This is a genomic window from Serratia sp. TSA_7, assembly GCF_052692135.1.
The window spans coordinates 47,399-59,723 of the sequence record NZ_JBQZFU010000005.1; the positions used below are offsets into that span (position 1 = coordinate 47,399).

Consider the following 12,325-nt stretch of genomic DNA (forward strand, 5'->3'; position numbering starts at 1 on the left):
GTGATGATTCACGGCGGGGAAAAGATTGATTTTACGGCAGTTGCTGTTGCAAAAGCGGTCCACACGCCGTGCACCCTAACATTTTGCTGCAAATTTTGACCGTGTTCCGCCCTATAAGTTCACTGTTTTTCGATCGCATTGCACATGACAATACGTGACGAAGGTTGAGACCGATAGGGAATTTGTGCGCTAAGAAGAGACTGGATGGTGCTTGCTTTACTGCCGGTAACTCTTCTCCCGCAACACGCTCGGAGCAGCAGAAGAAGAGTATACCAAAAAAACTTTATTGTGGTGTAAATCGGCGTAAATGTTGCACCGTCGCCAGCCAGGCGGCGATCCAGCCGATCATCGCGGAGATAATCAGCAGCAACAGCGCCTCATCCCACCCCAACCCATGCAGGGTAAAGGTGGTGCCGAACACTTTCGCCACGCCGGTCACCACCGACTCCAGTTTCCACACCAGCGCCCCGGAGAGCAGCAGCGAAAGCAGCGCGCCGAAAAAGCCGAGCATCGCCCCGCCGTTCAGGAACGGCCGCAGGATGAAGCCGTCGGTCGCGCCGATAAGCTTCATCACATTGATGGTGTCACGGCGGCTGAAGATGCTCAAACGCACGCTGTTGCCGATCACCAGGAAGACCGCCACAATCATCAGAACGCCTATCATCGCCGCCACCTGACCGACCAGCCCGGTGAGCGCCGCCAGGCGGGCAAACCAACTGTCATCCATCCGCACTTCGTCCACCCCCTGAACCGCCGCCACGCGATCGCGCAGGGTATTGAGGGTTTCCGAACTCTGGAAGCTCATCTTCGGCGTGATGATGGCCACGGCCGGCAACGGGTTCTCTTCCAGCATATCCAGCGCACCGCCGAAACCGGACCAGTTGCGGAATTCGCCCCGGGCCTCTTCGCGCGACAGGTAATTCACCTTCTCTACGCCGGCTTCCGCCTTGATGGCATCGAGCACTTTCACTGCGGCGTCATCATCGAGAGATTTGTCCAGATACACCGTCAGTTGCGGCGTCGGATACCACTGGGTGGCCGCGGTGCTGACGTTTTTCCAGACGATATAACACACGCTCGGCAGCGTCAGGGAGATGGCGATCACCATCACCGTCAGCAGCGTCGCCAACGGTTGACGCAGCATATCCTTGATGGCGTTCATCCAGGCATAGCGCCATTGTTCACGCCAGCCGCCGCGCAGCGCCTTGCTCTTGGCGTTTTTTGCATTATTCGCCATGATGCGCTCCTCCAGCCATACGACCCTGGCTCAGGCTCAGAATGCGGTAATTGCGACGGGCGATAAGCCCGGTGTCGTGAGTGGCCATCAGCACGGTAACGCCAACACGGTTGAATTCTTCGAACAGGCGCAAAATGCCCTCCGACAACGCATCATCCAGGTTACCGGTAGGTTCGTCCGCCAGCAGCACCGCCGGTTTGTTCACCACCGCCCGGGCGATGCCCACACGCTGTTGCTCACCGCCGGACAGCTGAATCGGGAAGTTTTTCGCTTTATCCAGCAACCCGACCTTGTCCAGCGCGGCGGAAACGCGGCGGCGGATGTCTTCGGTGCTGGCGCCGGCGATGATCAGCGGCATCGCCACGTTGTCGTAGACCGTGCGATCCAGCAGCAGATGGTGATCCTGGAAAATCATGCCGATCTGACGACGCAGGAACGGCACCTCACTGTTTTTCAACCGGCTGATGTCGTGGCCACCAAACCAGATATGGCCGGCGCTTGGTCGTTCGATACCACAAATCAGTTTCAGCAGGGTACTCTTCCCCGCGCCGGAATGGCCGGTCAGAAACGCCATCTCCGCCGGGCGCAGATGGAAATCTACCCCCTGCAGCGCTTGCCGTCCGCCCAGATAAGCTTTACTGACCTGTTCAAAGCGAATCATCCGTATTAATCCTCTCGGGCAAAAAGTGCCTCAATAAAATCGTCAGCCTTAAATGGCCGCAAATCTTCGATACCTTCCCCAACGCCAATATAGCGAATCGGGATTTCGAACTGATCGGCAATGGCGAAGATCACCCCGCCCTTGGCGGTACCGTCCAGTTTAGTCAGCGTGATGCCGGTTAAGCCCACGGCTTCATTAAATAATTTCGCCTGGCTGACAGCATTCTGTCCGGTGCTGGCATCCAGAGTCAGCATAACCTCATGGGGGGCCTGGTCGTCCAGTTTTTTCATGACGCGGACGATCTTCTTCAGCTCTTCCATCAGGTGCGCCTTGTTCTGCAAGCGGCCGGCGGTATCTGCGAGCAGCACGTCAATGCCACGCGCTTTGGCGGCCTGCACCGCGTCGTAGATCACCGAAGCGGAGTCTGCGCCGGTATGCTGCGCCACCACCGGAATACGGTTGCGCTCGCCCCACACCTGCAGTTGCTCCACCGCCGCCGCACGGAAGGTATCCCCCGCCGCCAGCATCACCGATTTGCCTTCCGCCTGGAACTGACGAGCCAGCTTGCCGATGGTGGTGGTTTTGCCCACGCCGTTCACCCCAACCATCAGTATGACGTAGGGATTTTTGCCGCCAACATCCAGCGGCTGTTCAACTTTAGTCAGAATTTCAGACATTTCCTCCTTCAGCTTGCCGTACAGCGCCTCGGCGTCTTTCAACTGCTTACGGCTGGCGTGCTGGGTCAGGGAGGTAATGATTTTACTGGTGGTTTCCACGCCGACGTCGGCAATCAACAGCTGTTCTTCCAGCTCTTCAAACAGATCGTCGTCGATTTTCTTGCCACGGAACAGGCCGATAAAACCGGAACCCAGGTTCTGCTTGGTTTTCACCAGGCTGCGCTTCAGGCGGGCGAAGAAGCCTTCTTTGGTCGGGCGTTCCTGCTCTTGATTTACCGCCGGGGCCGGCAAGTCCGCTTCCGTCGATTCGGGTTCTTGCTCTTCTATTATTTCAACCGCGGCCGGGGCGATGATAACCGGCTCCAGCGCAACGTTGGCCGGCAGAGGCTCTGGCTCTGGCTCTGGCTCTGGCTCTGGCTCTGGCTCAACCACAGTTTCAACCACTTCCGGCTCAGGCTCTACGATCGGCTCAGGCTCGACAGCAGGCGCTGATGCGATGGGTTCAGGTTCAACGGCTGGCTCAGGGGCCATAATCGCAACCGGCTCGGCGATCGCTTCAACAACCGGCTGCTGCTGCTGCGCCGCCACCTGCTCGGTGAGGGTGACAACCTCTTCCGCCAACGCTTGCGCCGGGGTGGAATGCTCAGCGACGACAGGTACGCTTTCGGCGATATGCTCGCCGGTCAGGCTGCCGTCCCATTCCCCTGGGGTATCAACGGAGGCGGCAGGTTCAGATTCCTGGGCGGGGAGCTTGTCGTCCAGCGGGGCGGCAACCGGTTCAGCCGGTGTCTCCACGGCCTGATTTTCCGTCTGCTCTACCGACGGTTCAGGTTGCTGTTGCTCTTCTTCCTTCTGGCCGAAGCCCAGCCAGGAGAAAAACCCACGTTTCTTATCTTTTGCCATGTGATGACTCTACTCCGTACCTAAGGCTTGCTTATGCTGACAATAATCCGCCGAGTCTATCACTTTCCCTCGCGCAGCAACACGCATCCGGTATGCTTTCCACTGTGAAATCAGGCAACAAAGTTTTACCGTTCCCCCCGGCGCCTCTCACCGGTAGAATAGGTGCAACTTTTCGTTAACTCGTGCGGCCTCGCGGCCAGAGAAAGAAATAAAGCAAACCTATGACAAGACTAACGCCACGGGCATCGGCCAAAAAACCGCCCCAGGCCGCAGCCGGGCAGATCCGCATTATCGGCGGCCAATGGCGCGGGCGTAAACTGCCGGTGCCGAACAGCCCAGGGCTGCGCCCGACCACCGATCGCGTCCGCGAAACCCTGTTCAACTGGCTGGCACCGGTCATTCAGGGCGCACGCTGCCTTGACTGTTTTGCCGGCAGCGGCGCATTGGGGCTGGAGGCGCTGTCACGCTATGCCGGCAGCGCCACGCTGCTGGAGTTTGAACGCCCGGTAGCGCAGCAACTGGAGAAAAACCTGGCATTGCTGCAGGGTAAAGGCACGGTGGTCAACACCAACGCGCTGAGCTGGTTGGCAGGCAACGGCCAGCCGTTCGACGTGGTGTTTCTCGATCCGCCATTCCGCAAAGGGCTGCTGGCAGAAACCGTCACCCTGCTGGAACAGCAAGGTTGGCTGGCCGATGAGGCCTGGATTTACGTAGAGGCCGAAGCGGAAAGCGCTGCGGCTGACGTGCCGGCCAACTGGCAATTACACCGGGAAAAAGTCGCCGGTCAGGTGGCTTACCGGCTTTATGTTCGTTCGCAAGAGAAAACCAACAATGCTGATTAATCTGGGCCGCCTGCTGATGCTGTGCGTATGGGGCTTTCTGCTCTCCAATCTGTTCCACCCTTTTCCCAAGCCGCTGAAATATTTCATCGACGTGGCGCTGTTCTTTATGGTGGTGATGCACGGGCTGCAACTGGTGTTGCTGAAGTCTACCCAGCCGAAAGATCAGCCGATAAGCTACTGGCAGGAAGCCAAGATCTTCGTCTTTGGCGTCTTCGAGCTGCTGGCATGGCAGAAAAAACAGCCGCCGATCAAAAGGAAATAGGTTATTGGGCGGTAAAGGAGACGAAGCGCGTGCCCTGCATGCTCAACGTGCCCTGCGTGCCCTTTTCGATCGGGTTGTACTGCCACTGTTTCAGCCGTAGCCGAATGTCCTCGCCGCCGCGCAACGGGCTGAACACCACCTCATAATGCATCGGCTCATTGACCATCTGTTCGCGCTGACGTGAACGGGTGGTCGCCACGGGAAATTCGCGCTTGTCGCTAACCTTGACCTGCAAGCTGCGCACCGGCGCGCGGTCATTTTCCGCCTCAGCCCGGCGCTGGTTGAAGTAACGGTGCGTCGCCAGCACGGCGATCAACGCAATCACGGCGACAAAAAACAGCGGCGGCTTACTCATCTTTCTTCCCATTCCCTTCGCGGCTAAATCAGCGTAAACATAGCATTCTCAAGAAAGCATTGTCGATTGCAGGTGCGCTGCCTACACTGCACATAGGAAGTGACACTGGTGACAATTTGGAGCCGGACTCTGCGGCTCCCATAATGAATAAGGAAGACACAATGAGTTGGCCGTTCCTTGCCGTATTCTTTTCCGGTTGGTTGTTCGTAGACGCCTCCTATCGCGGGCCACGCTGGCAGCGTTGGGTGTTTAAACCGCTTACTCTGCTGCTGCTGTTGCTGCTGGCCTGGCAAGCGCCGGTGCTGGGTGCCGCAGGGTATCTGATCGTCCTCGGCCTGGTGGCGACGCTGCTCGCCGACGCCCTGCTGCTGCTGCCGCGTGAGCGTGTGCTGTACGCCATCGGCGCATTTTTCCTTTCGCACCTGCTTTACACCCTGAGCTTCGCCAGCCAGATGAGCTTCAGCCTGTTTTGGCCGCTGCCGCTGGCGCTGCTGATTATCGGCGCGTTGCTGCTAGCAACCATCTGGACCCGGCTGGAAGAGATGCGCTGGCCAATTGCCACCTACGTGGCGATGACATTGCTGATGGTGTGGCTGGCGGGTGAGCATTACTTTATGCGCAGCACCGACTTCAGTTTCTCGCTGTTGGCGGGCACCTCATTGCTGCTGCTGGCCAACGTGGTATGGCTGATTAACCGCTACCGTTTTAGTTTCCGGGCGGCGGACGCGCTGGTGGCGTTCTGCTACTTCTCCGGCCATTTCCTGATCGTACGCTCGTTGTATCTGTAAATATCCAAAGCGGGTTCGGGCGACCGAACCCGTTTTATTACGCCAGCGCCTTCAGAGTCAGGCCGTCATCTGCCCCGAGTTGATTGCGGTAACTCTCGCCGTCGCGCGAAAAGAACGCCAGCGTACTGCCATCGGCCTGCAACAGAGCGATGCCATCCGGCGCCGGGCGCCAGCCGACCACTTCTGCCGTAAACACCTTTTTCAGACAGTGCTGACTGTCCACCAACTGATAACCGTTGATTTCGCTTTGTTCGCTAGCCAAAAATTCAATCTGGCACTGTCGTTCGGCATCGGCGATCAACCATTGCCCCGCCAGCGACTTCGCGGAGGGAAGAACCAAACTGCCGGCCATAACGGCTCCCGTCATCATCATGCCCCCCGCCACCACGGCGGCGCGCGCTAAACTGCCTTTCATGTTAACTCCCGCATAACGCCCGGCCAGATTGCGCCGGGCGTTATGATGTTCACTGTTACACGATAAAGTCGGTGGCGACATCCGCCTGCCCGACAATTTTCACCAGGAAGTCCGGCGTCTGATGCCCGCCAATGTTCAGCGCCAAATCGCTGACGTTGCTCGAGCTATCGTAAGTTAACAATGCTTCACCCGCCGCACCGCTGAAATGATCGACGAAGTGGATCGCATCGCCGCCCTGCGCCCCTTGATTAAAGAACGACAGGTCGATTTTATCGGTACCTTTCTGGAAATCACGGATCCAGTCAGCAGCGCCAGGCTTGGAATCGCTGACGGCGGCGAAAACAAAGGTATCTTTGCCTGCGCCGCCCCACAGTTCATCGGCACCTGCGCCGCCGAACAGAATGTCGTTGCCCGCGCCGCCTTTCAACACGTTGTTGGCCGCATTACCGACGATAACGTCGTTGCCTGAACCGCCAATGGCGTTCTCAATGGTGACGCCCGCAGCGATCGACACGTTACCTTTCAGCCCGCCTACGTCCGAGAAGGATTTCTCGTTCAGATTGATGCGCTGGTTGGCCGTGTAGCCGGAGAAATCGAAGGTATCATTGCCGCCCGCATCCCAGGCCGCAAAGATCACTTTCTGCGCGTTGCCGGAGGTGCTGAGGAAATCGCGGCCGGTATTGGAGTTGAAGCCATACACGGTATCGCCGGTGCGGGTGGACAGGTTGGCGCCATACAGATGCTGAATGGCGGAAATGTCATCCAGCAACGGTGCCGCGGCATAGTGGCCGCCGTTGTCGCCGCCGGTATTGGTTTCACTCCAATAGCTCATCAGGCTGAACTCGCGAGTGTCTTCGGCATAGCTGGCGTCGTTGTAGGTTGGGTTGCCTTCCCCGGCGTTATAATCGCCCGGGTGGCTCAGGCCCAGCGCGTGGCCAATTTCATGAGTGAACGTCTGACGACCGTAATCTTCGCTTGCCGGATGTTGAACATTGGACTGATTGACGTTGTACCAGGTTTGGCCGCCCAGGTTCTGCCCCTGATAAATCGTGTTAGGCAGGAAAGCGTAAGCCTGAGTGTCGTAGTCGTAATGGCCGGGGCGATCCTGGCTGTAATTGCCGAAGGTGATATTGGCCTTCTGGCTGGGGGCGACTTCGGTGAAGGTAATATTGGCCACATCAGACCAGGATTGCAGCGACAGTTTAGCTTGCTGTTGCTGTTCGGCGCTGAACTTACTCAGCCCGGTATCGCCGGCGACATTGGTAGAAGAGAATTTATAATCCGGGAAAGAGAAAGTTAATTTAGCCGGTTGACCAAAAACCTTATAACCGTTCCAGGTTTGATTCTCACGGGTAATAAACAGCCCAGCTTGTTCGGTAGAAAATGAATCCTTGCCATTAACCTGAATCCCGTTGCCACGCTCGTGGTAATGCAACAGATCTTCTACAGCATTATAGCCGGAGCCGGTAGCGGCGAGGCTGGATTCAGTAACTTCAATTGCCTTTTTAGTTGATTGCATTGGTTCGATTCCACTCATTAGCTGATTGTTATCAATCAGGCAGATAGACATAACCTGCCAGAAAGCCACGGCAGACGAATCACCGGCTTGCTGGAAGGGGTTTATGCGCCGTTACCGGCAGTGTGTTAGATAGAATTAATGCATATATATCAGTAAATAATATTACCAACAGAAATGGTAATCGATTCCAATTATAGGCAGGCACTTAAAATTGAACACAAAATAATCAACTATATATTTTTATAACGAAAGATATTTATGCTATTTTTTGATCATATTTACAAATCAAAGGCAATCAAGTTCGCATAAGTTAGTCACAAACTTCAATAAGAATGCGGCCTGCAGACACAAGAGAATCATGCTGGCTGTTTTTATAAAAATAATTAAATTTAACTACACCGTTATAGATTAATAACTCTTTATTATTAGCTGGCAGGCCTTTTTAGTCCCTGCGGGAATAACATTTTCTTTTTTTGCCTAATGACCCCTGCGTCGCCCCACCGATTAACACTCACCGGCAACGCCGATTTCCCCTCAGCCTTACAGTTAACAATAATTCTCATCCGGCGCTTGACTCTGGAGTTGACTCCAGGGTGTAGAGTCAGCGCAATGTCGATCATTAACTGCCCGGAGGGGGACGTTATGCATACCCATAAAAACCATAATCACCAGGAACATAACCCTGCAGAAGGTACCTGCGGCTGCAATCACAGCCACGGTAAAACCCAGCACGGTTGCAGCAGCAAACAAAAAATCGGCACCGTTGAAACCGGCCATGCTCATTCGCACGATCATGGCGCCGGCTGTTGCAGCACAGACGATCATGAGGATCCGGATGAGGAAAGCCACAGTCTGGCTGCCGCCCCTCCTTCCGGCAGCCAACGTTACAGTTGGAAAGTCACCGGCATGGACTGCCCCAGCTGCGCAAAAAAAATAGAGAACGCCGTTACGGGCATTCCCGGCGTAGAAAACGCACGCGTGCTGTTCGCCACTGAAAAACTGGTGGTCGACGCCCAATCCGATGTCAGCCTGCGCATCCAGGACGCGGTGCAACAGGCCGGCTTTACCCTGCTCGGCACCCAGGCAACCAAAGCCGAGTCGCCCCAGGCATCGCGCCTGAAGGAATTCGGCCCGCTGCTGTTGCTTACCACGCTGATGGTGGTCAGTTGGGTGCTCGATAGGGTCAATCCCGAACTGGGCCGCATTGCGTTTATCGCCACCACGCTGGTCGGTCTGGCGCCGGTCGCGGCCAAGGCGCTGCGGCTGATCCGCTCCGGTACGCCGTTTGCCATTGAAACCCTGATGAGCGTGGCGGCAATAGGCGCGCTCTTTATCGGCGCCACCGCCGAGGCAGCCATGGTGCTGCTGCTGTTTATGGTTGGCGAGCTGCTGGAATCCTACGCCGCCAAACGCGCCCGCCGTGGCGTGACGGCACTGATGGAGCTGGTGCCGGAAGATGCGCTGCTGCTGCAAGGCTCGGCGCGTAAACGCGTGCCGGTCGCCAGCCTGCGCCCCGGCGATGTGATTGAAATTGCCCCCGGCGGCCGCCTTCCGGCCGATGCCGAACTGCTCAACCCGTTCGCCAGTTTCGACGAAAGCGCCCTGACCGGCGAATCGGTGCCGGTCGAACGTCAGCAGGGCCAGAAAGTCGCGGCGGGCAGCCTGTCGGTCGATCAGGCCGCGCAGATGAAGGTGATTTCCGAGCCGGGCAAAAACGCCATCGACCGCATTCTGCAGTTGATCGAAGAGGCCGAAGAACGCCGAGCGCCTATCGAACGTTTCCTTGACCGGTTCAGCAGTTACTACACGCCAGCGATTATGCTGCTGGCCGTTGCGGTGATCCTGGTGCCGCCGCTGCTGCTGTCACAGCCCTGGGATATCTGGATTTACCGCGGCCTGACCCTGCTGCTGATCGGTTGTCCTTGTGCGCTGGTCATATCCACTCCGGCGGCAATTACCTCCGGGCTGGCGGCGGCCACTCGGCGCGGCGCCCTGATCAAAGGCGGCGCGGCGCTGGAACAGTTGGGCCAGGTGCAAACCATCGCTTTCGATAAAACCGGCACGCTGACGGAAGGCAAGCCCAGGGTCACGGATGTACTGCCGATCAACGGCATCAGCGAACAGCAGTTGCTGACCCTGGCCGCCGCGGTAGAAACCGGCTCCCATCATCCGCTGGCGCAGGCGATTATCAAACGGGCCGAGCAGTATGGTGCGCCTCTGCCGCCGGCTCAGGCGCGTCGCGCTCTGGCGGGAGTTGGGGTGGAAGGCGTGGTTGACGGTAAAACTCTGTTGATCAGCGCACCGGGTAAACTGGTGGCAGGCCAGCTCGACGCCTTGTTGCAAAGCCAGGTAGAAAAACTGGAAAACGCTGGCAAAACGGCGGTGGTGGTGTTGGAAAACGGCGTAGCGATCGGCCTGCTGGCACTGCGTGATACGCTGCGCAGCGACGCTAAACAGGCCATTGCCGAATTGAACGCGCTGGGGATCCACGGGGTGATGTTGACCGGCGATAACCCGCGTGCGGCGGCGGCGATTGCCGCAGAACTGGGGATCGATTACCGAGCCGGGCTGCTGCCGGAAGATAAAGTGAAAGCGGTCATCGAACTGAGTGAACTGCGCCCGACGGCGATGATCGGCGACGGTATCAACGATGCGCCGGCGATGAAAGCCTCAAGCATCGGTATCGCCATGGGCAGCGGCACCGACGTGGCGCTGGAAACCGCCGACGCGGCGCTGACCCATAACCGGTTGCTCGGTGTGGCAGAAATGATCCGCATCTCGCGCGCTACCCATGCCAATATCCGGCAGAACATCACCATTGCGCTGGGGTTGAAAGGGATATTCCTGATCACCACACTGCTGGGGATGACCGGGTTGTGGCTGGCGGTGCTGGCGGACTCGGGCGCTACCGCGCTGGTCACCGCCAACGCACTGCGCTTGCTGAAGAAACGCAACTAGGCAACGGCATACCTCAGGGGTGAATCAATTCCCCCTGAGGTGCAACTCACATCGGTCAGACGCCCTTGCGTAACAGGTAGCGGTACGGTGCCTTGTCGGTTTCCTGCGCCACCAGCGTGTGCTCCATAAAGCGGCAGAAGCCCGGAATATCGCGGGTGGTGGCCGGATCATCGGCAATAATCAGCAGGGTTTGACCGTCATCCATATGGCGTACGGTCTTGCGCACCATCATCACCGGTTCCGGACAGCGCAGCCCCAGCGCGTCAAGCGTCTGGTCTGCCTGGGCAAATAAGTCAGTCATGCAATTTTTCTCGATCAAAAGCGATCGGCGAACGCCCGCCGCATCTCATTGGCGCCTAGTTTACGCCGGTAGTTTTTCTGCGCAAGATACGTTAACGTTTGCGTTAAATTTAGCCATTGCATTGGTTGCGCAAACACGTATCATGCCGCCGCGCAGCGCATTTTGCTGTTGCGACAAGACACCCTGGGTTCCCTCACCCCACGACTAAAAAGGCTACAACATGTATTCGTTTACCGCTCAGCAGCGCCTCACCGCGTTGGTCTGGCTATCGCTGTTCCATATTGTCATCATTACCTCCAGTAACTACCTGGTGCAGTTGCCGATTACCGTTTTCGGCTTCCATACCACCTGGGGGGCCTTTACCTTTCCGTTCATCTTCCTGGCAACCGATCTGACGGTGCGTATTTTCGGTGCCCCGCTGGCACGGCGTATCATTCTTTCGGTAATGGTCCCGGCGCTGTTCATCTCGTACGTGATTTCTACCGTGACCTATCAGGGCGAATGGCAGGGCTTTGCCGCGTTGGGCAGCTTTAACCTGTTTGTGGCACGTATCGCCATCGCCAGCTTTATGGCTTACGTGCTCGGTCAGATCCTCGACGTACACGTTTTCAACCGGCTGCGCCAACGCAGCGCCTGGTGGGTTGCTCCTGCTGCGGCAATGTTCCTCGGCAATATCAGCGATACCCTGTCGTTCTTCTTTATTGCGTTTTATAAGAGCAGCGATGCCTTTATGGCCAATAACTGGGTGGAGATCGCGCTGGTGGATTACAGCTTCAAGGTTCTGATCTGCCTGCTGTTTTTCCTGCCGATGTACGGCGTACTCCTGAATATGCTGCTTAAGCGCATTGCCGTCCGCCGCAATGACGGCAGCCTGCAAGCGAACTGAGCCGTGTTATCATTGGCGGCCTGCACCCTACGGAGGCCGCCAATGACAGTAATCACCCGCCACGCTACCTTCAACGAAATCCACGCCCTGTACCGGCAAATCCCCGAATTCGGTGGCCTGCATAGCCTGGCCGATTTACAGCAACGCGTCGGGCCGTCCGCCTGCCACCTGCTGATCGCCGAGGTTGACGGCCAAGCCGCCGGTTTCAAACTGGGTTATCAGACGCAAGAAAAAGTATTTTACAGCTGGCTGGGCGGCGTGCTGCCGGCGTTTCGCCGCCACGGCGTGGCGCGGGCACTGTTGGCCGAGCAGGAGCGCTGGGCGAGAGCGCAAGGATATCGGCGGTTGACCGTGAAAACACGCAATCAATTCCGCGCGATGTTGACGATGCTCATCGGCCATCACTATCAGATTGTTCAACTGGAAAAGAAAGGCGAAGTGGCTGATTATCGGCTATTACTTGAAAAAGCCTTGTGACAACATCTGCCTTGCATTTCAACGTGGAATAGGTTGCGATACGG

At 57.2% G+C, this 12,325-nt stretch carries 13 protein-coding genes; 6 read left to right on the top strand and 7 right to left on the bottom strand.

Features of this window, described 5'->3' with window-relative positions:
- Positions 1–283: 283 nt before the first annotated feature.
- Genes ftsX through ftsY form a run of 3 tightly spaced genes read right to left on the bottom strand, consistent with a single transcriptional unit; the run spans position 284 to position 3,478 of the window.
- Entirely contained in the window at positions 284–1,237 is a 954-nt protein-coding gene (gene ftsX, locus ACUTQW_RS16845) for a permease-like cell division protein FtsX (RefSeq protein WP_006323072.1), read from the bottom strand.
- On the bottom strand, positions 1,227–1,898 hold the full coding sequence (ftsE, locus tag ACUTQW_RS16850) for a cell division ATP-binding protein FtsE (protein WP_004950974.1): 672 nt from the start codon (positions 1,896–1,898) through the stop codon (positions 1,227–1,229). The genes ftsX and ftsE overlap by 11 nt, the downstream gene beginning before the upstream one ends.
- A 5-nt stretch (positions 1,899–1,903) precedes the next feature.
- Positions 1,904–3,478 carry a signal recognition particle-docking protein FtsY gene (ftsY, locus tag ACUTQW_RS16855; RefSeq protein ID WP_445654917.1) on the bottom strand — a complete coding sequence of 525 codons (1,575 nt, stop codon included), beginning with the start codon at positions 3,476–3,478 and terminating at the stop codon, positions 1,904–1,906.
- Positions 3,479–3,699: 221 nt separating this feature from the next.
- Here ftsY and rsmD point away from each other — a divergent pair, with 221 nt between their 5' ends.
- Together rsmD and ACUTQW_RS16865 are read left to right on the top strand one after the other, a co-directional pair.
- The gene (rsmD, locus tag ACUTQW_RS16860) at positions 3,700–4,320 is read left to right on the top strand and encodes a 16S rRNA (guanine(966)-N(2))-methyltransferase (RefSeq protein WP_006323064.1); all 621 of its coding nucleotides are present in this window, start codon (positions 3,700–3,702) and stop codon (positions 4,318–4,320) included.
- Entirely contained in the window at positions 4,310–4,582 is a 273-nt protein-coding gene (locus tag ACUTQW_RS16865) for a DUF1145 family protein (protein ID WP_006323063.1), read from the top strand. The genes rsmD and ACUTQW_RS16865 overlap by 11 nt, the downstream gene beginning before the upstream one ends.
- A 1-nt stretch (position 4,583) precedes the next feature.
- Here the strand turns inward: ACUTQW_RS16865 and ACUTQW_RS16870 are convergent, their stop codons facing one another.
- On the bottom strand, positions 4,584–4,937 hold the full coding sequence (locus tag ACUTQW_RS16870; RefSeq protein WP_006323061.1) for a DUF2500 domain-containing protein: 354 nt from the start codon (positions 4,935–4,937) through the stop codon (positions 4,584–4,586).
- A 161-nt stretch (positions 4,938–5,098) separates the two neighbouring features.
- Here ACUTQW_RS16870 and ACUTQW_RS16875 point away from each other — a divergent pair, with 161 nt between their 5' ends.
- A complete protein-coding gene (locus ACUTQW_RS16875) occupies positions 5,099–5,725 on the top strand; it encodes a lysoplasmalogenase (protein WP_006323060.1) in 627 nt (208 codons plus the stop codon).
- A gap of 37 nt (positions 5,726–5,762) precedes the next feature.
- Here ACUTQW_RS16875 and ACUTQW_RS16880 read toward each other — a convergent pair whose 3' ends face one another.
- Together ACUTQW_RS16880 and ACUTQW_RS16885 are read right to left on the bottom strand one after the other, a co-directional pair.
- Positions 5,763–6,140, bottom strand: a complete 378-nt coding sequence (locus ACUTQW_RS16880; RefSeq protein ID WP_004950962.1) for an AprI/Inh family metalloprotease inhibitor — start codon at positions 6,138–6,140, stop codon at positions 5,763–5,765.
- Positions 6,141–6,195: 55 nt separating this feature from the next.
- The gene (locus ACUTQW_RS16885) at positions 6,196–7,659 is read right to left on the bottom strand and encodes a serralysin family metalloprotease (protein WP_020438298.1); all 1,464 of its coding nucleotides are present in this window, start codon (positions 7,657–7,659) and stop codon (positions 6,196–6,198) included.
- A 642-nt stretch (positions 7,660–8,301) separates the two neighbouring features.
- Between ACUTQW_RS16885 and ACUTQW_RS16890 the strand changes: the two genes are divergently transcribed.
- Positions 8,302–10,617, top strand: a complete 2,316-nt coding sequence (locus ACUTQW_RS16890) for a zinc/cadmium/mercury/lead-transporting ATPase (protein ID WP_006323050.1) — start codon at positions 8,302–8,304, stop codon at positions 10,615–10,617.
- 55 nt (positions 10,618–10,672) lie between these two features.
- Here ACUTQW_RS16890 and tusA read toward each other — a convergent pair whose 3' ends face one another.
- Positions 10,673–10,918, bottom strand: coding sequence for a sulfurtransferase TusA (tusA, locus tag ACUTQW_RS16895; RefSeq protein WP_004950955.1), 246 nt, complete (start codon positions 10,916–10,918; stop codon positions 10,673–10,675).
- A gap of 220 nt (positions 10,919–11,138) precedes the next feature.
- On the opposite strand from tusA, the gene ACUTQW_RS16900 reads away from it, so the two are divergent.
- Both ACUTQW_RS16900 and ACUTQW_RS16905 read left to right on the top strand, forming a co-directional pair.
- Entirely contained in the window at positions 11,139–11,804 is a 666-nt protein-coding gene (locus ACUTQW_RS16900; RefSeq protein WP_006323048.1) for a 7-cyano-7-deazaguanine/7-aminomethyl-7-deazaguanine transporter, read from the top strand.
- Between the two features lie 42 nt (positions 11,805–11,846).
- On the top strand, positions 11,847–12,281 hold the full coding sequence (locus tag ACUTQW_RS16905; RefSeq protein ID WP_006323047.1) for a GNAT family N-acetyltransferase: 435 nt from the start codon (positions 11,847–11,849) through the stop codon (positions 12,279–12,281).
- Positions 12,282–12,325 lie beyond the last annotated feature (44 nt).